This window comes from Granulicella aggregans, from assembly GCF_014203275.1.
Lineage (GTDB): Bacteria > Acidobacteriota > Terriglobia > Terriglobales > Acidobacteriaceae > Edaphobacter.
The window spans coordinates 165918-186623 of record NZ_JACHIP010000003.1 but is presented as its reverse complement, the minus strand read 5'-3'; the positions used below and the strand labels follow the sequence as shown (position 1 = coordinate 186623).

General features: G+C 60.1%; 22 protein-coding genes and 1 other RNA gene. 15 read left to right on the top strand and 8 right to left on the bottom strand.

Annotated features, from left to right (window positions below):
• Positions 1 to 46: 46 nt before the first annotated feature.
• Positions 47 to 838, bottom strand: coding sequence for a hypothetical protein (locus HDF16_RS11100; RefSeq protein WP_184216587.1), 792 nt, complete (start codon positions 836 to 838; stop codon positions 47 to 49).
• Positions 839 to 996: 158 nt separating this feature from the next.
• Between HDF16_RS11100 and HDF16_RS11095 the strand changes: the two genes are divergently transcribed.
• On the top strand, positions 997 to 1848 hold the full coding sequence (locus HDF16_RS11095) for a menaquinone biosynthetic enzyme MqnA/MqnD family protein (RefSeq protein WP_184216585.1): 852 nt from the start codon (positions 997 to 999) through the stop codon (positions 1846 to 1848).
• A gap of 77 nt (positions 1849 to 1925) precedes the next feature.
• Entirely contained in the window at positions 1926 to 2624 is a 699-nt protein-coding gene (locus HDF16_RS11090) for a YqaA family protein (RefSeq protein ID WP_184216583.1), read from the top strand.
• Here HDF16_RS11090 and HDF16_RS11085 read toward each other — a convergent pair.
• The 3 genes from HDF16_RS11085 to ffs form a co-directional block, all read right to left on the bottom strand.
• Positions 2621 to 3310, bottom strand: coding sequence for a hypothetical protein (locus tag HDF16_RS11085; protein WP_184216581.1), 690 nt, complete (start codon positions 3308 to 3310; stop codon positions 2621 to 2623). The two genes, HDF16_RS11090 and HDF16_RS11085, sit on opposite strands and share 4 nt — an antisense overlap.
• Positions 3311 to 3454: 144 nt before the next feature.
• Complete coding sequence (locus tag HDF16_RS11080) at positions 3455 to 4480, bottom strand: beta-ketoacyl-ACP synthase III (protein WP_184216579.1); 1026 nt, start codon at positions 4478 to 4480, stop codon at positions 3455 to 3457.
• A 172-nt stretch (positions 4481 to 4652) separates the two neighbouring features.
• Positions 4653 to 4750, bottom strand: an RNA gene (ffs, locus tag HDF16_RS11075) — signal recognition particle sRNA small type.
• An 89-nt stretch (positions 4751 to 4839) separates the two neighbouring features.
• Between ffs and HDF16_RS11070 the strand changes: the two genes are divergently transcribed.
• The 5 genes from HDF16_RS11070 (at position 4840) to HDF16_RS11050 (ending at position 10057) form a co-directional block, all read left to right on the top strand.
• Positions 4840 to 6162, top strand: a complete 1323-nt coding sequence (locus HDF16_RS11070; RefSeq protein ID WP_184216578.1) for a hypothetical protein — start codon at positions 4840 to 4842, stop codon at positions 6160 to 6162.
• 5 nt (positions 6163 to 6167) lie between these two features.
• Positions 6168 to 7340 carry an FUSC family protein gene (locus HDF16_RS31245; RefSeq protein WP_184216576.1) on the top strand — a complete coding sequence of 391 codons (1173 nt, stop codon included), beginning with the start codon at positions 6168 to 6170 and terminating at the stop codon, positions 7338 to 7340.
• A 56-nt stretch (positions 7341 to 7396) separates the two neighbouring features.
• On the top strand, positions 7397 to 8986 hold the full coding sequence (gene rimO / locus HDF16_RS11060; RefSeq protein ID WP_348641299.1) for a 30S ribosomal protein S12 methylthiotransferase RimO: 1590 nt from the start codon (positions 7397 to 7399) through the stop codon (positions 8984 to 8986).
• Positions 8987 to 9470: 484 nt separating this feature from the next.
• Positions 9471 to 9719 (top strand): type II toxin-antitoxin system HicA family toxin, encoded by a 249-nt coding sequence (locus HDF16_RS11055; protein WP_184216574.1) that lies wholly within the window; start codon positions 9471 to 9473, stop codon positions 9717 to 9719.
• Complete coding sequence (locus HDF16_RS11050) at positions 9716 to 10057, top strand: type II toxin-antitoxin system HicB family antitoxin (RefSeq protein WP_184216573.1); 342 nt, start codon at positions 9716 to 9718, stop codon at positions 10055 to 10057. Before HDF16_RS11055 ends, HDF16_RS11050 begins: the two co-directional genes overlap by 4 nt.
• 6 nt (positions 10058 to 10063) lie before the next feature.
• On the opposite strand, the gene HDF16_RS11045 is transcribed toward HDF16_RS11050, so the two are convergent.
• Together HDF16_RS11045 and HDF16_RS11040 are read right to left on the bottom strand one after the other, a co-directional pair.
• Positions 10064 to 11839, bottom strand: a complete 1776-nt coding sequence (locus HDF16_RS11045) for a DUF885 domain-containing protein (protein ID WP_184216571.1) — start codon at positions 11837 to 11839, stop codon at positions 10064 to 10066.
• A gap of 107 nt (positions 11840 to 11946) precedes the next feature.
• Positions 11947 to 12969, bottom strand: a complete 1023-nt coding sequence (locus HDF16_RS11040; RefSeq protein ID WP_221312678.1) for a YncE family protein — start codon at positions 12967 to 12969, stop codon at positions 11947 to 11949.
• A gap of 122 nt (positions 12970 to 13091) precedes the next feature.
• Between HDF16_RS11040 and HDF16_RS11035 the strand changes: the two genes are divergently transcribed.
• From HDF16_RS11035 to HDF16_RS11005, 8 genes are all read left to right on the top strand, one after another.
• Positions 13092 to 13319 carry a DNA gyrase inhibitor YacG gene (locus HDF16_RS11035; protein WP_184216569.1) on the top strand — a complete coding sequence of 76 codons (228 nt, stop codon included), beginning with the start codon at positions 13092 to 13094 and terminating at the stop codon, positions 13317 to 13319.
• A complete protein-coding gene (locus tag HDF16_RS11030; RefSeq protein ID WP_184216567.1) occupies positions 13319 to 13840 on the top strand; it encodes a phosphatidylglycerophosphatase A in 522 nt (173 codons plus the stop codon). The genes HDF16_RS11035 and HDF16_RS11030 overlap by 1 nt, the downstream gene beginning before the upstream one ends.
• A 122-nt stretch (positions 13841 to 13962) precedes the next feature.
• The gene (locus HDF16_RS11025) at positions 13963 to 15033 is read left to right on the top strand and encodes a gluconolaconase (protein ID WP_246409015.1); all 1071 of its coding nucleotides are present in this window, start codon (positions 13963 to 13965) and stop codon (positions 15031 to 15033) included.
• 28 nt (positions 15034 to 15061) lie between these two features.
• Positions 15062 to 15469, top strand: coding sequence for a DUF4259 domain-containing protein (locus tag HDF16_RS11020; protein WP_184216564.1), 408 nt, complete (start codon positions 15062 to 15064; stop codon positions 15467 to 15469).
• Positions 15466 to 15657, top strand: coding sequence for a DNA-binding protein (locus HDF16_RS31570; RefSeq protein ID WP_348641321.1), 192 nt, complete (start codon positions 15466 to 15468; stop codon positions 15655 to 15657). The genes HDF16_RS11020 and HDF16_RS31570 overlap by 4 nt, the downstream gene beginning before the upstream one ends.
• Positions 15658 to 15728: 71 nt before the next feature.
• Entirely contained in the window at positions 15729 to 16088 is a 360-nt protein-coding gene (gene rplS, locus HDF16_RS11015) for a 50S ribosomal protein L19 (RefSeq protein WP_281383454.1), read from the top strand.
• A 90-nt stretch (positions 16089 to 16178) separates the two neighbouring features.
• Positions 16179 to 16961, top strand: coding sequence for a ribonuclease HII (locus HDF16_RS11010; RefSeq protein ID WP_184216562.1), 783 nt, complete (start codon positions 16179 to 16181; stop codon positions 16959 to 16961).
• A gap of 5 nt (positions 16962 to 16966) precedes the next feature.
• Entirely contained in the window at positions 16967 to 17677 is a 711-nt protein-coding gene (locus HDF16_RS11005) for a PIG-L deacetylase family protein (protein ID WP_184217440.1), read from the top strand.
• Positions 17678 to 17687: 10 nt separating this feature from the next.
• On the opposite strand, the gene HDF16_RS11000 is transcribed toward HDF16_RS11005, so the two are convergent.
• Together HDF16_RS11000 and HDF16_RS10995 are read right to left on the bottom strand one after the other, a co-directional pair.
• Positions 17688 to 19925: a DUF1800 domain-containing protein gene (locus tag HDF16_RS11000; protein WP_184216560.1), complete on the bottom strand. Its 2238-nt coding sequence runs from the start codon at positions 19923 to 19925 to the stop codon at positions 17688 to 17690.
• A 28-nt stretch (positions 19926 to 19953) separates the two neighbouring features.
• The gene (locus HDF16_RS10995) at positions 19954 to 20649 is read right to left on the bottom strand and encodes a sulfite oxidase heme-binding subunit YedZ (protein WP_184216558.1); all 696 of its coding nucleotides are present in this window, start codon (positions 20647 to 20649) and stop codon (positions 19954 to 19956) included.
• Positions 20650 to 20706: the final 57 nt, after the last annotated feature.

The window sequence follows — 20706 nt, the reverse complement described above, 5'->3', positions numbered from 1 at the left end:
GGCCCGGGAAGGTTACAGCATCTCTGGAAAAGGAATTGACTGCGGTCTATCGCGATGCCAGGGTAACTCCCTGCGGCTTGTGCTCCGCCTTCATCCTCTGCGTCACATTGTCCAGTGCGGCCCTCGCCTCTTCCCGATGCGGTTGCGCTCCCGGCATCGCAAGGTAGGCGTAGAGCTTGTCGGAGGCCTCGGTCCAATGGTGCGCCAGGATCAGCGCATTGGAACGCATCAGGATAGCGTCGGAGAAGTTGTGAGGAGCGGCTTCCCAGGCCGCGGAACTCCACCTCAGCGCCTCATCGACATCACCCAGGCCAATCGCCGCACGCGCATGTTCGTACTTCGCCTGCCAACACTCCGCCTCCGAGCCATCAAGGCTCAGAATCACTTCCATGGCGTCTCCGTAGCGACGGAGGCTGTTGTACGCTCCCGCCAGGATCAATCCCGACCACTGCGCATCCGGTTCACTCTTTCTTGCCTGATCCACATTCGCAATGGCCCCTGCGTAGTCCTTCAGCGCCAACTGTTGGCTCGCCTGCAGGATGTGGGCAGCGGCAAAGGTTGGGGCTATCGCCAGCGCTTTTCCGCTTTCCGTCTCAGACTCCGCCGCGCGATGCTTCAGCGCCAGCGACCTTGCCTTCTCGAAGTGCCTCCAGGCACTCGCGGGAATCTTCAGCGTCGCAACAGAGATCGTTGCCGGGCCGCGATAGGTGTAGGTGTGCCATTCGCCGGGCGTAACCTGTCCAAGTGCCACGCCCGAAGAGGAGATCACCAAGACTGCCGCAAGCACTCCCGCCAGCACCGTCCGTTGTCCAACTTCGCCGCTCCATGTCAGAGTCATCCTCGCCTCCATCGCGACCTTCGCGAGATGACGTCATCGGCATCATCGCAGGATGGAGTACCGCGCAGCCTCTGGATATCTGTAACGAAAGTGACCGTGTCCCAATCCGGAACAATGGCGCATCGACTCGTTCTCTCTGTCATCTAATCTTTTGAAAGATGACATCACCTCCCGATCAACGACTCCGTATTGCAGCGATTGACTTTCTGAACCCCGCGCCGCTGATGTGGGACCTCGAACATCCGCCTCTCGCAGCAGATCTTGCCAACCGCTACTCGATCGAGCGAATGTTACCCGCGCAGTGCGCCGCCAGCCTTGCTGGAGGTTCCTCAGATCTCGGCCTCATCCCCATCGCCGCGCTCACGCCAGACCTTGCGATCGTTCCGGGCTGCACCATCGCATCGCTCGACCGCGTGCGCTCCATCCAACTGATCGTGCGCGGCGACCGTCCGCTCGCGGAGGTAAAGACCGTCGCTGCGGACACGGCCTCGCGCAGTTCGCTCGCCTACGCCAACATTCTCTTTCGCAAGTTTTTTGGTTCGTCGCCGACCTTCGTTCCTCATACTGCCGATCCGGTTGCGATGCTGCAATCAGCGGATGCAGCTCTACTCATCGGAGACCCCGCTCTCCTGGCGCTCGAGGCCCGCGCCTCTGTCGAAGCGCAGGTCGGGCCCTGCCAGTGGTTCGATATCGCGCACGAGTGGACGACGCGCACCGGTCTTCCATGGGTTGCCGCAGTCTGGGCAGTCCGCCCCGAGGCCGTCACTTCACCTGCCCAGCTCATCGACGATCTCAACCAGTCACGCGTCCATGGTCTCACTCACGTCGAAGAGCTTGTCGCGGAGTGGTCGCCCCGCATCGCGATTCCACCGTCCACCATCCGCGATTACCTTACGCACAACATCCATTATTCGCTGGACGAGCGCTGCATCGAAGCAATTCGCCTCTTCCGCAGTTACGCGGCGGAGATTGATCTTCTGCCCGCGCTCCCACAGCTTCGTTTCATCTAATCGAAGTATCTTGACGCGGTGAGAGACCTTGCCGGTCGCTCCAGCGTCACAATAAGGACTGCATCGCCGCGAGGACCATGACGATCTCCCCCGCCACTCTCGCCCTCATCCAGACTGCAAAGGAGGCGGCGCGCCCGGGCCACCACTCCAACAAGCTTCTCCACATGATGCTTCACTTCGGCGTCTTTGGGCTCTTCTTCATCTCGATCGTCGACTCGTCCTTCGTCCCCCTCCCCATACCTGGCCTGACCGACATCATGATCGTGTTGCTAGCGGCGCAGAAAACCAACTGGCTTCTACTGGTGGTGCTTGCGACTGCGGGTTCGGCCGTCGGCGGCTTCTTCAGCTACCAGGTCGGCCACGCCGGCGGCATGGCGTTTCTTCAAAAGCACGTCCCCGCCCGCATCTTCAACCGAGTCTGCGGCTGGATGCAGCATCATGCCATCCTCGCTGTCGCTCTGCCTGCGCTTCTTCCCCCGCCCATGCCGCTCAGCCCCTTCGTGTTGGCGGCGGGAGCTCTCAACATGTCGCGGACAACGTTCATGTGGACCTTCACCATCAGCCGCGCCATCCGTCACGCCATTGCCGCGTTCCTCGGCATCTACTACGGCCGCCACATCCTGCGCATCTGGAACGCGTTCTCGCAAAAGTGGGCGACGACCATCCTGGTCGCTGTGTGGAGCATCATCCTCGTCGGCTGCGCGATTGCCTTCTGGAAGCTCTACCAGACCTCGCGCTCTGTCGGCTCTCACGCGGCCGAGCCCGAGGCAAGCTAAGCCACGGCCGTTGCCTTGCTCTTCGGCGCAAACTTTCGCTTGTAGTAGGCCGTAGTCAGCACAATCGCGGGCACCCCAATCGCAGTGGGCCAAAGCCAGAATAGAAAGTTATTCCCGAAGAAACGCGGCAGCGTCACCACAGAGAACGCCGTCCATGCCGCGATATAGCTGGCGATCATGTTCCCCAGGTGTGAATACCACCAGAACATCTTCTCCGTGGGCTTACGCACGAAGCTGATCATCTGCACGCTGGCCAGCCGCATGCCGAGAAATCCGAAGACAATCGCCACGATCCCCATGTTCTGGACGAATGCAGGCCGGAACGCTCCCAGAGCCGCCAGAGCCGCACTGGAGCAGAACGTGATCGCCCCTGCGATCCAGTCGATCGGCTCGGCGCTGCCGTCCCTTGCAAGCGCCTTCAGCTTCGTGACTCTGTACCCAGAGAACGCCGCATAGAAGCTGAAGACCGCGACCAGCGCCAGGAACAGCACCGGCCGGTACAGCGCCATCGGTAAGGCAGTCGCCGCGACGATCCCCATCGACCACAGGTAGACCGTTCCCCACAAGCGGTGCGCCTTACCGCCCTTGGCTGTAGCCAGCGCCACAGGCGCAAGCAGAAACGACGACGCTCCCGCCGCGATATGTACCCCGAGAAACACCCTCATCCACAACGGATCATGCGTCATCTGAATACCGCCTCAAAGTTTGCGAAAGTGTACAGCCTCAGATACGCGTGCCCGCGATAAAGGTTCATAGACCCACAAAAGAGAAAGGCGAAGCCCCTTTGGCCTCGCCCTCCTACACCCGTTCTTTTCTCTCACAACCCTGCCTTATTCCCAGCGAAGTAGAGTAGCTCCCACGGTATACCCGCCGCCGAAGGAAGCGAGAAGTACCGTCATCCCCTTCTTCAAGCGCCCCTCTTCAAGCGCGGTGTGCATGGCCAGCGGAATCGTTCCACCGGTCGTGTTTCCGTACTCTCCGATGTTGATGACGATCTTCTCTTCGGGCATGCCGAGCCGCTCAGCAGTCGCGAGGATGATCCGCTTGTTCGCCTGATGCGGAATAAAGAGATCAACATCCGCCGCCGTAAGCCCATTGCGTGTCAGTAGCGTCTCGCTTAGCTCCGCCATCTTGCGCACCGCCACCTTGAAGACCGCCCCGCCTTCCTGATGGACGAAGTGCATCTTCGCCTGGACCGTTTCCACCGTCGAAGGATGCAGGCTCCCGCCGCCAGGCATGTAGAGCGAGGTCGCCCCAGAACCATCAATCTCATGCACGAAGTCAACAAACCCAACATCGTCCGGCTCGCCAGCTTCCAGCAACACTGCGCCTGCGCCATCGCCAAACAGGATGCACGTCGACCGGTCGGTGTAGTCCAGGATCGAACTCATCACGTCCGCCCCGATCACCATGATCTTCTTATGCGCGCCCGATTCAATCAGCTTCGCGCCCATCTGTAACGCATACAGAAAGCCTGAACAAGCGGCCGAGAGATCGAACCCCCAAGCGCCCTTCGCTCCGATCTTCTCCTGCACCAGGCAGGCTGTCGCGGGAAACATCATATCCGGGGTTACGGTCGCAACCAGGATCGCATCCAGTTCACTCGCTTCGATGCCGCGCTTTGCCAGGCAGTCCCGCGCTGCCTCCGCCGCCAGATCGCTCGTAGCCACGCCCGCGTCGACCAAGTGGCGCTGCCGAATGCCCGTCCGCTCGACAATCCATGCGTCGTTGGTCTCGACCATCTTTTCGAGATCCGCGTTCGTCAGCAACCGTGGTGGAACATAAGCCCCAACAGATGTGATCTTTGCAATACCCTGGGTCCGCGCCTGTTCGCGCGGCTTCAAACTGAAACTCAATCCCTCACCTCAACATGATTCATTAAACAGGATACAAAACTATTACAAATGAGCGAGGATTCATTTCTTAGGTTTGTCGACCATCGCCGCACACGGCGAGCGATTGTCGGCCAGCGAACATACCGTCTCCGCAACCGCCAGTTCAACCCAGATTGTGAGGGGGAAAAGTTAGTAGCACCGGGTGACCTACTGCGCCCGTAATTACCCGTTACCGTTGCTTCCTTCCGGACCTGGCGGGGTTGGCGGGATTACGTCGCGTAGGACCCGGCACTGCCTTATCTTAGCATTGGGAATGGAGTTCTCCCAAACCCGGAAAATCCCTCGACGAAATCCGCCGATGTCGCTAATCTGATGCAACCATGCGACATCTTCTGGCCCGGCTCACCATCATCTTTGTGCTTGTATGCCCAGCACTGCACGCCGAGACCTTCACCGAGGGCTTCGTGACGCACATCGCGCCTTCAGGCGAATTCGACGTGAATGGCATTCACGTCGTCCTCAGCCCAAAGACCTCGATCACCGTGAAGCAGTGGGACGATTCCTCAGACATCCATCGCCTCGTATCGAACTCGGCCAGCACCCTCCCACCGCTCTTTCTTGGCCAGACAGTTGAGGTCGTCGGCGAGGTGACGCACAAAGCGACCGAGATCCGCGCAAAGCGAATCACGATCTCCCCGGCGCCGGCTAGTTCAGTCGCCGGGGTCGGCATCATCGACCTCATCCCAGCATCCTCGAGTTCAGCAGAGGGCAGACTCCTCCGCGCCGACGGTTATTACATGCTCATCCCTACGACTCTGGGTGCCACATTCGCAGCGCCGCTCAAGTCCTCCGATGACATCCACACCAATCAGTGGCTTCGCTACCACGGCGTGCAGCGCCCTGACGGCATCGTCGTTCTGGATCAGGCCGACTTCTCCCCCAACACCATCAATCACCGCGAAGACAGGCTTCGGGTGAAGACCGACTATGCTCCTGAAGAGATCGATAAGGGCGATGCCCAGAGTGGCACCTCGAAGTTCTTTCTCGGCAAGGACCCGACCCGCCTTCCCGCCTGGCACGATGAAGCCATGCAGGCCCGCGTCGATCGTATCGGCAAGAGCCTTATCCCTGCCTTCCAGAAGGCGCTCTCCGAGGACGACCCAACTCGGATCGACTTCCGCTTCCAGGTGACCGACGAGCCGAAGCATCGCGACACCTGGTCTATGCCAAGCGGCATCATCCTCATTCCCTACCAGGTCGTCGAACGGTTGCCAGAGGACGCTCAGTTGGCCGCTATTCTCGCCGATAGCATCGCTGAAGCCCTTGAAAAACAGACTCTCCGCGATGTACCGGCCCATCACAAGATGACGGCCGCGCGCATTGCGGGCGATGCAGCAGGAGTCGTCATTCCCGGTGCCGGGCTGGTCACCATGGTCGCCAACCATGAGGCAGGAAAGTCCCTGACTGCACAAGCCCAGCAGCAGAGTGGAAGAGTAAGCCTTTGCCTGCTCCACGACGCCGGTTACGACATTGCCAAGGCACCCATCGCGTGGTGGATACTGGCGTCCAAGCCAAAAGACGACCTGCTGGCAACGAGAATGCCCGACCACACGTTTTTCCTCTTCCAGGAACTGGGTACGACCTGGCAGACAGCATCGGAGCCAGCACTGCCGGCTCGGCCCGCAGCGCATCCGGCATCATAAAACGAGTGGCTGTCACCGAAAATCCGCAAGCAAACCTGTTCCCTTCTTCGCCCGTAGCTCATCCCTACTTCGCCGACCTCTACACCTTTGACTGGTCGAAGGCCTCGTTCGCCATTCCGGCCCTCTGCTGCATCTCCATCGCACTCTGTCTCGTTATCGGAGTTCTTGTCGGCCATCCCTCCGCGGGCTTGATCGCGGGTGGCGGAGCCATGACCATTGGATTTGGCGTCAACCAGCGCATCGCCGACTCCCGCCTTGCGCCGATGATCTTCGCCACCTTTGCCATGGCCATTTCCACTGTTGTCGGCATGACGGTCGGCCACCACGGCTACGAGATCCTGATCGCCGCCGGCGTCTGGAGTTTCGTCTACGGTCTGCTCACCGCGCGCGCGGCAGGGATTGCCTGGGTCGGCCAGCAGGCTGCGGTGACCCTCTTCGTCACCTCCGCTTTCCCCGCTGGCCCTCGCGCCGCCTGCGAGCGGGCCCTGCTCCTCTTCGCCGGGGGAGCGCTGCAGATCCTCATCACCTCCTGCACTCTCCACCTGATTCCCGAATTAAAGGCTCAGCTCTTCGAATTCCACCGCCTCGCCATCCAGTCGCCCCTGGAACAGACCTCCGACCTCATCCTCCATGCACACTCAGAGGCGCGTCGCCGCACACTTCACGCGCTCCGTGAGATTCCGCTCTCGCTGCCGAGACTCTCGCATACTGCCAGCTTCACTTACGCCATCCGCCTCACGCTCACCGTCGTCCTTTCTGCGGAGGCCTATCGCCGCCTTGGCATTCAATCCGGCTACTGGATCCCGATGACGGCCCTCCTTGTCCAGAAACCCGCTTTCTTCGAGACCTTCGTCCGCGCCCTGATGCGCATCGGCGGAACGCTTGCCGGGGCTGTCCTCTCCACCTTCGCCCTGGCCCACCTGCATCCCGACCCCATCGTGCTCGCAATCCTGGCGACGCTGGCCGCTTTCCTCGGCTATGTCACGAACTCCGTCAATTACGCGCTCTTCTCGACCTGCCTGACCTCGTACATCGTCTTCCTGCTCTCGCTGAACGCGCTGCCAGGTCCCGTCATTGCCCACCGCCGTGCCCTGTGCACTATTGCCGGCGGCGTGATCGCGCTTGTCATCCACCTCGATGCCCTCCGCCGCCATCGGGCCCAACCCACGAGCACGTAACGAAATTCGCTCCATTCCTGAATAAAACGCGCCCATAGCTGGTAAACTGTAGAGCTGTGACTCCACCCGCTACGCTCGACATTCAACCCACCGAAACTGCTGCCGCAACACGCCCCAAAGTAGGCTTCGTCTCCCTCGGCTGTCCCAAAAACCTCGTGGACTCTGAAGTGATGATGGGCATGCTCCACCACAACGGAGCCCAGCTCACTCCTGACGCCGAAGACGCGGACATCATCGTCGTGAACACCTGCAGCTTCATCGACTCTGCCAAGCAGGAGTCCGTCAACACCATCCTCGAGATGGCGAAGCACAAGCTCGCCGCCGGAGGGAAAGCGCGCCGACTAATTGTGGCCGGCTGTCTGGTCGAGCGCTACCGCGACGAGATTCAGAAGAACATTCCCGAAGTCGATGCCGTAGTCGGAACCGGCGAGCTCGAAGCGATCCTGGCCGCTGCCGGACTGACTCCCACGGGTCACGCGAAGAATGGCCTCTTCAACATCCTCCCGCAGGGTTCAGAACTAGTCAGCCGCGCCCCGAGCGCTGTTCACCAGCACTCGCACCCGACGGAGGTCGGTGCGCAACTAGAGATCGAGGCGATACCTAGCCGCCCCGAAGGCGCAGCCCGCGAGCAATCCGGCCGCTTCTCACGCGAGGCCTGGGACGGCGCAGTCTCCACGCTCCCCGAGTACCTCTACTCCGACGAGACTCCGCGCATCCTCACCACCCCGCGCGCATCCGCCTACATCAAGATCGCCGAGGGCTGCGATCATCCCTGTACCTTCTGCATCATCCCGCAGCTTCGCGGCAAGTTCCGCTCGCGCCGCATGGGTTCGATCGTCGCCGAGGCGCAGAATCTCATCGCCCAAGGCGTCCGCGAGATCACCCTCATCGGCCAGGACACTACCTGCTACGGCGAAGACCTCGGCCTGAAAGAGGGCCTAGCGCAGCTCCTCGACGCACTCGCCGTGCTCCCGGGCTTACGCTGGCTGCGCTTCCTCTACACCTACCCGAACAAGGTCACCACGCGCCTGCTCGAGACCATGGCGAAGCACGACACAATCGCCAAGTATCTCGACGTGCCACTGCAGCACGCCAGCCCCGCCGTCCTGAAGACGATGAAGCGCGGCGGCAACGCGCAGATCTTCCTCGACCTGATTGCGAAGGCGCGCCGCATCGTCCCCGGCATCGTCATTCGTACCAGCTTCATCGTCGGCTTCCCCTCCGAGACGGAGGCGGACTTCGAACTCCTCTGCGACTTCGTCCGCGAAGCCGAGATCGACTGGTTAGGCGTCTTCACCTACTCCGACGAAGAAGGCGCAGCCGCATTTGAGTTGGCGCCGGAACTCAAGGTTCCGAAGCGCACCATCGAAGCCCGTCGCCGCAAGCTGATGAAGCTCCAGCAGAAGATCAGCACCCGCTCGAAGGCCGCATGGGTGGGCCGCGAAATCGACCTATTGGTCGAAGGACCGTCTGAAGAGACCGATCTACTGTGGCAGGGTCGCACTCCGCTCCACGCTCCTGAGATCGACGGCAAGGTGCTCATCAACGACTTTGGGCCGCATGAGGCGCTGGTGCCGGGAACGTTCTATCGGGCGGAGATTACTGAGTCGCATGACTACGATGTAGTGGCGCGCATCCTCGACTAGACTGAGATCGATCGAGGTTATGAACGAAACGGCCCGCCCTCTGGATTGGTATTGGAATCGCAGGCTTCTTTTTGTTCTGGCACTTAATCTACCCGGGCTACTACGACCCCAAGAGCATCGCTTATCTCGGTTGGAAGTTCCATGTGCTCCCAATGGAGCCCGTACGTGCGTTGAATACTATGACGCACGGTCCTAACTCCGACCGCCTCGTTCTTGGAAAGTCTAGACAGCAGCTTCAGCAAAGGTTTGGGTTCGTGCGGACAGTCGACCAAGTCAGCCCCTATCTTCGCGACTATTGCGCCGCAGCAAGACCGGGCGCAGATCTTCTGTTCCTCAACTCAAGCGATTGGATGGTTGTCATGCAGCGAGATCGCGCGGTTGAACTCGTCTTGTGCAAAGGCTGACTTCTGAATAGTGAAGGGCTTGCCCCGATGCCATTATTGCCACTAAAATTAGTCGCAGGGCCACGCAGAGGTATCCGCCCTTGTCGACGCACAAGAAAGCACTGAGACGGCTTGCATCTTCGCCGAAAGACTTCACATGGCAGGAGCTTGTCACCTTGATGACGGGACTCTCTTTCGATCTCGTAAAGGCAGGCGGGTCGGGGCGCAAGTTCATTCATCCAATAACAGGCGGAACGCTTTTCCTTCATCAACCGCATCCTGCAAACGTGTTGAAGGCGTACCAGGTCCGGGACGCAATCGAACTACTGAAGCGAGAGGGCTTCCTATGAGCACAACAATGGAACATCGCGGCTACCATGGCTCAGTCTCCTACAGCGCCGAAGACAAGATGCTTCATGGCCGGATCATGGGTATCCGCGACATGGTCAGCTTCGGCGGAACAACTGTCCGTCAACTTGAAAAGAATTTTCGTGATGCGGTCGACGAATATCTCGCTTTCTGCGCCGAGACCGGCAAAACCCCGAACAGGCCCTTCAAAGGCAGCGTGAATGTGCGCTTAACCGAGAGTCTTCACCTTCGCGCTGCGTGCTTCGCAGAAGAGAAAAAAGTGAAACTCAACGCGGTCATCAATGACGCCGTTGAGCACTATCTCGCCCATGCCGAATAGCCAGGATTAGTGCCCTCCTGAACTCCCCTTCTGCGCTGCGATCCACCCATTCGTCCGCGCATCCAGCAGATCCAGCGGCAGGCTCCCGCCATTCAGCATCTCGTCATGGAATGTCCGAATGTCGAACTTCGGGCCCAGTTCGGTCTTCGCTCTCTCACGTAACTCGCGAAACTTCAACTGCCCCAGCTTGTACGCTAGCGCCTGTCCCGGCCACGCGATGTACCTATCCGTCTCCGACTGAATCGTCGGCTCATCCACCGATCCGCTCTCGCGCATGAACGCAACGACCTGATCCCGCGTCCATCCCTTCGAGTGAATGCCCGTATCAACCACCAGCCTTACCGCACGAAACAGCTCGCTCGAAAGCCGCCCATAGTCGCTCACCGGGTCCTGGTAGAAGCCCACTTCTTTTCCGAGCTGTTCCGCGTAGAGCGCCCATCCCTCCGAGTAGCCCGAGTTGCCATTGTGCAGCCGGAACTTCGGTAGCCCGGTCAGCGTCTGCGCCACCGAAAGCTGCATGTGATGACCGGGAATTCCTTCGTGATATGCCGTAGCCTCATCATCGATCAGGGTTCGCTTCTCATAGTCCGACGTCGCCACGCTCACCCGTCCCGGCCGCTTCCCATCAGGAGTTCCTGTCTGGTAGTGCGTCGCCATCGCCGACTGAAACGCAGGGATCGCCTCCACCGTCACCGGAGCTCCGGGAATGTTCGTGAACAGCTTCGGCAACATAGGCTGCATCTGCGCGATGTACTTGCGGTAGTCCTCAAGAATCTGCTCCGAGGAGGTCGGCTTGTACTTCGGGTTCGTCTTCAGCGACTCGCGAAACGATGCAAGATCGTTGAAGCCTTCCTTCTTCGCAATCACCAACATCTCCGCTTCAATCCGAGCGATCTCGCTCAGCCCAAGCTGATGAATCTCATCCGGAGTTTTGTCGCTCACCGTCGTCCGCGCGCGAATGTCGTTCGCATAGCGCGCCTCGCCGCCCGGCAAGGAGGTCACCGCCAGCGTCGTTCGACCGTGCGGGGCATACTCCTTCGCAATGAACTCCGAGAACTGCTTGTAGGCCGGCAGCACCTCGTTATTCACAGCATCGGTAATCTCTTTGGTCAGCTTCGCCTTATCCGCATCGCTGAAGCTCGCGGGAAGCTTCTTCAGCGGCAGAAGGAATGGATCAGCCGCAATGATTCCCGAGCACTGCGCCGGCACCTTTTCTAGTAGAAACTTTACCGGCATCAGGTTGTCTTTCATCCCCGCACGCAGCACCTCTTCGGACTCCATAAACACGCGCTGAATCTGGTGCAGCCGGGCGATGTAATCCTCATAGTGCTTCACTGAATCAAGCGGCACCGCGTTCGGCAGATCTGCCAGGCCGGTGTGCGGCCCGCCCATCTGCGAAACCGGCATCTCGAACTCCTTGAACTTGAAGTTTTCAATGCCCTGCTCAAGCGACCGCTGCATCAACTGATGCGACAGCGCATCCTGCTCCACGAATCCATCTGTAGAGATTGCCTTCAGTCGCGCAAGATATCCCTCGTTCTCCTTCTCGCGCCGCGCAATCGCTTCAAGCGAGTCGTCGTCCAGCTTGTCGTTGTAGCGATAGTCGCCGAACGCGGTCGCACGCTCCGGAGTCGCCTTCAGGTTTGCCTCGTACCACTCCTCGAACAGCGCATTCTGAGACGCAAGCCGCGTGGCAACAGGCTGAGACGCGCCCTGAGAGAAGAGCGCCGATGGAATAGCAAGGGACACACCAAGAGCAGCAACAACAAGGAAGGATCGCATGTTGGGATCGTAGCAGCGCTCTTGCGGCACAAACCTCTCACGACCGAAAATAAAGCTGGGCGAACGCCGAAGCGTTCGCCCAGTCGTACATCCGTCGCACCCTGCAATTACTTGCTTACAGTCAGGATCGAAAAGCTCCCCGGCACCATCGGTGGCCGCGAGTATTTCTGTCCGGGCTCGGGCGGCGGGGCAGCACCGAACTCCGCGGAGATGAGATACAGCTTGTTCGTCTTCGCATCCAGCGTGAGCGTCTTCGCGCGCGGCATCGTCGTCAGGTTCTCCTCTACAGAGAAGCTCGTCGCGCTCTCTTCCTTCACGATCGTCATCGTCCCATCTCCCTGCGAGCTGAAGACCTCGTTCGTCTCCGGATTGAAGACCGCGCCATCGGTCCCCTTGCCGATCGGCAACGTCGTGATGATCTTGCCATCCTTCGCACTCAGCACAACCATTGCCTGAGGCTCGCGGCATGCCGCAAACAGAATCTCGTGCTTCACGTCGATCGCGAGTCCCGCGCATCCATCGCCCTTGCCCTGCAGTTCGAAGTTGGTTGCGACCGTCATCGTCTTCGCGTCAATGACAGCGACCTTGCCCTTGTCCTCAATCGCGACATAAACACGCCCCTTGCCGTCCGAGACAGCCTGCTCGGGCGCTCCGCCCAGGTCGATCGTTCCCAGCACAGCTCCATCCTTGGCATCGATCACAGTAGCGTTCGGATCGACGTGGCTGAAGACGTACACTCGGTCGTTGAACTTGTCCGCGAAGATCCCGTCCGGCCTGCCCTTTACGTCAATCGTCTTGATCGGCGCCAGCGACTTTGCGTCCCACATCGCGACTGGGCTGCTCGATGCAAACCCGTGCCCCGCAGCCACAGCCACGCCATGCCCGCTCGTCTTCACGATCGAATCCACCTGCTTCAACGAATCCAGATCGAAGACCGCGACGGCTCCCTCCGTCCCCATCCTCGGCACATAGAGCTTCCGGCTCGCCGAGTCCGCATAGACGTAGTCAAATCCGCCCTCGCCCCCAACCTTAGTCGTCGACAACACCTTGTACGGCCCTTGCTGCGCCACGGCCTGAACTGCCATCAGCGCAACCGCCATACATCCCGCCACCCCACCAAACTGTTTCATCTCGATCTCCAGCGCAAGCCGTCTATGATGCACCTGCGTTTCTGAATCTTGTCACATGCGGCCAATCTATTTGTCTTTGATTAAGGTCACCTGAATCCACCGTCTTTTAGAATGGAAGAGCCATGTCTACCGCACCCAAAGCTCTCTTCTGCCCCACCTGCCGCAAAGTCGTCCTTGCCACCAACGAGGACTTCCCTTTCTGCTCCGACCGCTGCCGCATCCTCGACCTCGGCAAGTGGGCTTCGGGCGATTACAAGGTCAGCTCTCCTATTCAAGACCCTGACCTACTCGAAGAGCTCGCGCGATCCAGCGCTAACCGCCACCCTCATAGCTCCGAAGACAGCGAATAGTGGCGAACTCGAGCATCCAAATCAGCGAACCTTCAAAGACGAAGACCCTCTGGGCATGGACCATTGGAACCTTCTTCGGAGCCGGCCTGCTGAAGCCCGGTCCCGGAACCTACGGCTCCGTCGCCGCCATGCTTCTCTGGTTCGGAGCCGCTAACGTCTTCCATCCCACGCCGTTCGCACTCACAATTGGAACCGCCATCGCAGCACTCATTGCGACACTCATCGGCATCCCCGCCGCCACCATCGTCGCCCGCGAGTCAGGACGGGAAGACCCCGGCCACGTCGTCATTGACGAGGTCGCTGGCCAGCTCATCGCTCTGCTCTTCCTCCCCGCAGACTGGCCGCACGCCATCCTCGGCCTTCTGCTCTTCCGCCTCTTCGACATCCTTAAGCCCCCGCCAGTGCGGCAGTTGGAGCGCCTCCCGGCAGGCACGGGCATCATGATGGACGATGTAGCAGCAGGAGTGCTGGCGTTGGTCCTCGCACAGATACTAGTCCACTTCATCCCGAACCTCCGTTAGCCCCAATCCTTGTCATCCTTCGCGAAGCGGAGGATCTGCTTCTATGCCTTTGCCTGCACTTCGATGCCTCTTCCTGGCTTCCACTGCCTTACACTGTCTCTGTGACCTCGCTCCTGGATTTCTTGAAGTCCGAATCGCCCGATGCTCCGCATCTGCACCATCTCTCTCCGCCTGCGGCGATGCCTGGCGGCGAGATCGATGTTCACGGCACGCACCTTGGTTCGCATGGGGGAGCTCTCCACGCCGACCTTCCGCGCGCCACCATCGGCGACACCCCGGCCCCCATCGCGCTCTCCCGTGCCACTCGGACGACCGTTCGCATCCCTGAGGGCAGCATCTCGGGCGATCTCGTCCTCCATCGCAACGGAGGGTCCAGCAATCCACTCTTCGCCCGCATCGCCGTCCCGATGGCGGAGAATCTTCACCCTGTCGCCAATCCCGCCGTGGACTCCGAGGGCCGGCTCTTCGCCACGTTCTCAGGCTCCCGCAACCAGACGGTTCCGGTCTCGATCTTCTCTATCGACCGTGACTTCCAGATCCGCCCCTTCGTCCGCGACCTCCTCAACCCGACCGGCCTAGCCTTCGGCCCCGACGGCCTGCTCTATGTCAGCTCCCGCGCCGAAGGCACCATCTACCGCGTCTCATCGGAAGGCGTCGCAACCCTCTACGCCGAAGGCCTGGGTACGGCCACCGGCATCGCCTTCGATCAGGAAGGCAACCTGTATGTCGGCGACCGATCAGGCACTATCTTCAAGATCGCCGCCTCGTCCGATCTTCTCGAACCCGAAGACACCCCGCGCAGCATCTTTGTGTTCGCCACGCTCGAGCCCAGCATGGCTGCCTACCATCTCGCCTTCAACGGATCCGGAACTTTATTCGTCACCGGCCCCACGACCAGTTCGAACCAGGTCATCCACGCCATCGCACCCGACGGCACCACGTCCGTCTTCTACCAGGGCCTGGGACGCGCGCAGGGCATGGCCTTCGATGTCGACGATAACCTCTACGTTGCCGCGTCTCTGCAAGGACAGCGCGGCATCGCGCGGATCACGCCGCGCGGTGAAGCCTCGCTCGCCGTCTCCGGCTCAAACCTCGTCGGCCTGGCATTTCTGGAAGATGGCTGCGCCGCGCTCGCAACCCGCGATTCGCTCTACCATGTCGCTCTAGATATTGAAGGCCGCAAACTCGCATAACCTCATAAAGCAATAGGGAGATTACACATTGAGCGCATGGGGAACAGCCATTTTCGAAAATGATGACGCTGCGGACTACGCCGCTTCTATTGCAGAAGACTCGGATCTGCATCAATTGGAAAGGACTCTAGACAGAACACTAGCGGTCGGAAGTGGTGACCTGGAAGCGCAGGACGGATCAGAGGCCTTAGCTGCAGCAGATATCGTTGCTCGATTACTTGGGAATTGGGGTATTGTCGACGACTACACGGCAAATATCGATATGTGGGTGAAGACGGTCAAACTGACACCCTCGGCCATACTCGTCACAAAGGCGCGTGACTCCGTCAAACGAGTTGAGACCGAACCTTCAGAACTTCTTGAGCTTTGGGCTGAATCGGATGAGCTTACAGCCTGGAAGAGTTCAGTCGATAAGCTCGCACAGAGACTCCTATAATCCCTGCTTCAACGACCAGGCCTTTCGATCCCGCCGAATATCTCGACACCGACGAAGGTATCGAGGCATACATGACCGATGCCCTTGAGACCGGCGACCCCGCCTTCGTCGCCGACGCCCAAGACGTCGTTGCCCGGGCAGCGAGCTTGATGTCTCTTGCCACGCCCATACCACAAAAGACATCCTGAGCCGCAAAACCTGTCCGTCAGCCCCAATTTTGTGTAAACTAAGAATTCGAGTTCTTTACAGGAAAGTTGCTATGTCCATACATCCCATCATGCAGAAGCTGGCCGCCAAGTTCGAGCGGACCGACCTCCCTCCATTCGCTCCAGGCGACACCGTCCGCGTTCAGGTCAAGATCAAGGAAGGCGAGAAAGAACGCCTTCAGGCATTCGAGGGCATGGTCATCGCCTCGCGCAAGGGGCCGCACGGCACCTTCACCGTCCGCAAGATGAGCTTCGGCCAAGGCGTTGAGCGTATCTTCCCTTACAACTCCAAAGTTGTCGACACCGTGACCAAGGTTCGCTCCTACGAAGTCCGCCGCTCGAAGCTCTTCTATCTGCGCGGTCTGCGTGGCAAGGCTGCCCGTCTCAAGGAAGTCGCCCGCGCCACCAAGTAGTCTCTTTCGCATCTTCGTCGAGGCTCCGATCAACAGATCGGGGCCTCTTCTGCGTGTGCAAAATCGAAGGTTGTAGACTGCAAAGTGACCATGCCCGCCGTTCCGTCGCAAAAAGTCCCAGCGCAAAAGAAGAGCGTCAAATCCGCAGCCGCCAAGCAGCGCATGTTGAAGCAGCTCATCTGCAGCGACGCACCCGAGCAGGCGCTTCGTTATGCTGGCTTCGAACGGATCGCTGGCGTTGATGAAGTTGGCCGCGGAGCCCTCTTTGGGCCAGTCGTCGCTGCCGCAGTCATCCTCCCTCAGCGCATCGCTCACCTCGCCACCTCCGGCCTCAAAGACTCCAAGCAGATGCTCCGCGAAGACCGCGAGGCGATGGACGCCAAGATCCGCAGCGTGGCGATCGCGGTCAGCGTCGCCGAAGTCTCAGCCGAGATCATCGACGCCATCAACATCTACCAGGCCACCCGCCTCGCCATGCGCCTTGCCGTCGAAGGCCTGCCCATTGATCCTGACCATCTACTCATCGACGCCATGCGCATCGACCACCTCTGCGCCCAGACCAAACTCATCTACGGCGACTCGCTCAGCCTCTCCATCGCCGCCGCCTCAGTCGTCGCCAAGGTTCACCGCGACGCTCTCATGCGCGAACTCCACGAGGTGCATCCGCAGTACGGCCTCGCCTCGCACAAAGGCTACGCAACCCCGGAGCACCGCCGCGCGCTAAAAGAACACGGCCCATGTCCGCTCCACCGGAGGACCTTCGCGCCTGTGGCTCTCAGCGACGCGTCGATCCACCTCGAAGTGACTGAATCGCTCTTTGACGACGTAATACTCGAACCATCCGACTTAGAGGAGTGTGTAGATTGGGCTTGAAGTTGATGCTCGTAGTAGCTCACCCGGACGACGAATGCTTCGGCTTTGGCGGCGCTCTCGCTCTTGCAGCGGATCGCGGCGTCGAGACCTATGTCATCTGCTTGACGGATGGCCAGGCGGCCACAAATCGCGGTTTAGCCGCCTCCGGTCAGGAGCTCGGGGCCATGCGCCGCGCGGAGTTCGCCGCTTCCTGCAAAGTTCTCGGCGTCACCCACCACGAGCTGCTCGACTACCAGGACGGCCGCCTTGAGTTCGCCAACTTCCCCCAGACCACGGGCCGCATCGTCGAGCGCATCCGTCGCTTCAAGCCCGACGTAGTCCTCACCTTTGGCAGCGACGGCGGTCCCAACACCCACGCCGACCACATCATGGTCTCGATGTTTACCACCGCCGCCTTCCACTGGGCGGGCAGGCCCAACCGCTATCCCGATCTCGCCCAACCTTTCCAGCCGCGCCGCCTCTTCACCGTTACCTCCAGCTTTGAGATTCCCGGCCGCCAGCCGCCCATGCCCTCACCCTGGACCGTCGCGCTCGATATCGCCGCCGCTCAGGACCGCAAGTCCGAAGCCTTCCGCCAACACTTCTCGCAGGCTCCCTTGATGGAGAGCACCAAAGAGCTATTCGAGAAGTATGGCCGCCAGGAGTTCTATACCCTGCTCGCGGCGGAATCCTCTCAGGCCGCCAGCCACATGACCGACCTCTTCGAAGGTCTTTGAAGCATCGCTCCTATCGCAGTTGAAACTCCGGGGAACCAAGCACCAGCGCGGTCAGCAGATTCAGAGTATCGACGGGGCTCGTTCCTGCTGGCTGATCGTTGATCTGCTTATAGATCAACTGGTTCGTCTGCGCTGAAGCCGGACCGCCGATGATCGTGTCTTCGAGGACACGAAGCGCAACCCCGGGCCCTCCAGCGCCCGGAGCAGGTGAATCTTTTCGACCCTCCGCAAGCAACGTTGAGGTCAACTTCGGGTGAGTTGTAGGGCTCGCTGCCGTCGACGACTGCACGACCGACACCGGCCCGGTCTCAGACATCAGCCCCATCGCCAGCACCCGCGACGAATCGAACTTCTGGTTGTAGAACTTGTTCGTGGTGAGCTGTGAGGCGAAGTTCAGCCGGTCGACCAGAGCTCCCGTGTTCATCCACTTATCCGCCGTGATGTAGTATCCCGTCGGCGGAAGCGCGTTGTAGAGCGGCATACCCATCGCGCGGACGGTGTTCACCAGCGCGCCGGGATTCGCCGGATCGGTCGCCGTCGACCGGAAGGCGGAGGCGACAAACTCCACAGGTGTCTTTACCTTGTTGCGGAAGTACTTCTTCGAGTTAAACTCCGTCGACGCAATCAGCGTCCGCAGCACCGCCTTGATGTCGCCGTCGGTAGCGATATACGTCTTCGCCATCTGATCGACCAGCGCCGGCGGAGGATCATCGGCAACAAAGCGCTGCGCCAGCTTCCAACTGATGAAATGAGCCGTCTGCGGACTTGCCGCCAGGATCGCGAGTGCCTCCATCCCCTGCTTCATACCCGGATCGACGTTCATCCCTTGCACGTTGGGAATTACGGCCACATTCGCCGATCCAATAGGCCTAGCCGCTGCGGAGCTGCCCGATCGGACGATCGGTGCAGCCGCGATCCGCGTGGCCACCCCGTTCTCTGCGATCCGGTAGCCGAACCAGTCCTTCGCTCCCGGCTCATGCCGCTTCGGATCGAAGAGAAACGTCCCCGCCTGTCCCGGCCGGTCGACTGTCCATCCCGTCAGGATCGCCGCCAGCGATGTGACATCGGCCTGCGAGTACCCGCCATTCACCCCGACCGTGTGCAGCTCCATCACCTCACGGCCATAGTTCTCGTTCAACCCTTTGTTGCCTTTCTTCGAGTTGGGATTCGCCGGATTAACACCGTTTGCAACTGAGTCCGGCCCGATCGAAAGCTGGTTGTCCAGGTAGACCATCATCGCCGGACTCGTCGCTGTCGCCATCAGCAGGTCACCAAACTTGCCCAAAGCATGTTTGCGGATCACGTCGCGCTCATAGGTCGTCGTGTACCACTGGTCAGAATCCTTATTGATGTAAATATTGAAGTGGTTGAACCAGAAGTCGGTCATCACCTCGAGCAACTGCCGCTCGGTAAGAATGTCGCGCGCCATCCTCGCCTGGGCCAGTTCGTTGCCAATGTTCCCGGCAGCGTTCAGGTTCGAGTTCGTGCCCTGAAAGATCTCGCGCTCTCGAGGAGTCAGGTCGTTCAACAGCAGGTTCCTCTGGTCGCCCGCAAGATAGCTGGTGAACGCGATCCGCTCCGGGACGGACATCTTGATCAGCTCAGCCATCCGCTGGTTCTTCGGCAGCGCAAACAGCTCTCCCGCGATCCTCGCCGCAGTCGCCTGATCGGCAGCCTTCTGCGCCGCCTTCTCCGCATCACCCGGCTCGGGCGGGAAGTTACCCTTCGCATCCGGAGTCTTCGACACCTTTTGCTGATTGAACTTGTAGATCTCCACCTCGTACATCGAAGCCAGCAAAGGGTCCGTAGGATACGGAGTCCTTCCATCCGCCACCGCAGAGATCGCGCCTCGGTCGGGGAACAACAGCAGAGCTTGCTCCGGCTTCATGTTCAAAGTCGGAAAGTCGCCCAGCCGCTTGTCCGTCTCACCATCCGGGATCGACTCAGCCTTGAGTTGCTGCTCGAGCCACTTGTCGCCTCCCATGGCCAGAACACGCTCCAACTCGCCCGGCCTCGGCCCGAAGGTGAAGCGGTCCAGCAACTGAAGCGCGCGATCATGCTCATTCAGTGGCACCAGCGCAGAACCCTTCGGCGGCGAAGGCACCTTCGGCTTCCCAGCAAACGTCCTAGCCCCGGGCGTGGCAGGCAGAGGGTCATCCTGACCGAATGCGGCCGAACCGCTTTGAACGTTCAGTGCAACGCTGAAGATGAAAGCCCAGACAAGCGATTTGAGGCCACACCGGCGCATAAGAACTCCTACTCGATAGAAACCGATATCAGGCGGCCAAGTTGCGCCTCGCCTTGATCTTCTTCATCACCCAGTAGCCCATTCGCGCCAGCAACAGCACATCCAGCACGATCGTGACCCGCAGCGGAGACATGACTCCCGGCTTCACCATCCACCAGAAGTGAGTCACTCCAAGCCACGCGGCCAGATAGACCGACCAGTGCAGCCGCTGCCAGTTCTTGCCGCCCATCGCGCGCATGATCGCAGAAGGCGACGTGGCTGCCAACAGCAGCAAGATCACCCACGCCGCAAATCCCACCTGGATAAATCGCCGCTTCCGGATGTCGTCCCACATCCTCGGCCAGACCAGCTTGAACTGCGTCCATGCCTCGGAGAGATGCCCCGACTGCACCCCAGCCAGCGCCGTGGGAATGTCATACCCGGAGAAAAGCAGCACGTACGTCAGCAGGTGCAGCGTCGCGTAGAAGAACGCATAGAGCCCCACCATTCGCCGGAACCGGATCAGAAATCCCAGCGATGTATGCAGACGCCGGACTGGTGTGATCGTCAGGCAGGCCAGGAGCGTCCACAGCGCCCAGTCGCCGGTGAAGTGCGTAATGAAGTTGACTGGATCGGGAAGCAATCCCAGCGATCCATTCTGGTACAGGTGCAGCAGCCAGACGAACGGAGCCAGGCACAGAAGATGCACAAAGGCCTTCAGCAGAATAATGACGCGCTTCGACATAACTTCAGATTATTCCAGGCAACTGACCGCTCGGAAAAAGGAGGGATCCTCCCCGGC

What these genes read in the sequence shown, in the direction of transcription:
- HDF16_RS11100 (WP_184216587.1), bottom strand. Translation starts at nt 838, where the DNA reads ATGACTCTGACATGGAGCGGCGAAGTTGGACAACGGACGGTGCTGGCG.
- HDF16_RS11095 (WP_184216585.1), top strand. Translation starts at nt 997, where the DNA reads ATGACATCACCTCCCGATCAACGACTCCGTATTGCAGCGATTGACTTT.
- HDF16_RS11090 (WP_184216583.1), top strand. Translation starts at nt 1,926, where the DNA reads ATGACGATCTCCCCCGCCACTCTCGCCCTCATCCAGACTGCAAAGGAG.
- HDF16_RS11085 (WP_184216581.1), bottom strand. Translation starts at nt 3,310, where the DNA reads ATGACGCATGATCCGTTGTGGATGAGGGTGTTTCTCGGGGTACATATC.
- HDF16_RS11070 (WP_184216578.1), top strand. Translation starts at nt 4,840, where the DNA reads ATGCGACATCTTCTGGCCCGGCTCACCATCATCTTTGTGCTTGTATGC.
- HDF16_RS11050 (WP_184216573.1), top strand. Translation starts at nt 9,716, where the DNA reads ATGAGCACAACAATGGAACATCGCGGCTACCATGGCTCAGTCTCCTAC.
- HDF16_RS11045 (WP_184216571.1), bottom strand. Translation starts at nt 11,839, where the DNA reads ATGCGATCCTTCCTTGTTGTTGCTGCTCTTGGTGTGTCCCTTGCTATT.
- HDF16_RS11040 (WP_221312678.1), bottom strand. Translation starts at nt 12,969, where the DNA reads ATGAAACAGTTTGGTGGGGTGGCGGGATGTATGGCGGTTGCGCTGATG.
- HDF16_RS11035 (WP_184216569.1), top strand. Translation starts at nt 13,092, where the DNA reads ATGTCTACCGCACCCAAAGCTCTCTTCTGCCCCACCTGCCGCAAAGTC.
- rplS (WP_281383454.1), top strand. Translation starts at nt 15,729, where the DNA reads ATGTCCATACATCCCATCATGCAGAAGCTGGCCGCCAAGTTCGAGCGG.
- HDF16_RS11010 (WP_184216562.1), top strand. Translation starts at nt 16,179, where the DNA reads ATGCCCGCCGTTCCGTCGCAAAAAGTCCCAGCGCAAAAGAAGAGCGTC.
- HDF16_RS11005 (WP_184217440.1), top strand. Translation starts at nt 16,967, where the DNA reads ATGCTCGTAGTAGCTCACCCGGACGACGAATGCTTCGGCTTTGGCGGC.
- HDF16_RS11000 (WP_184216560.1), bottom strand. Translation starts at nt 19,925, where the DNA reads ATGCGCCGGTGTGGCCTCAAATCGCTTGTCTGGGCTTTCATCTTCAGC.
- HDF16_RS10995 (WP_184216558.1), bottom strand. Translation starts at nt 20,649, where the DNA reads ATGTCGAAGCGCGTCATTATTCTGCTGAAGGCCTTTGTGCATCTTCTG.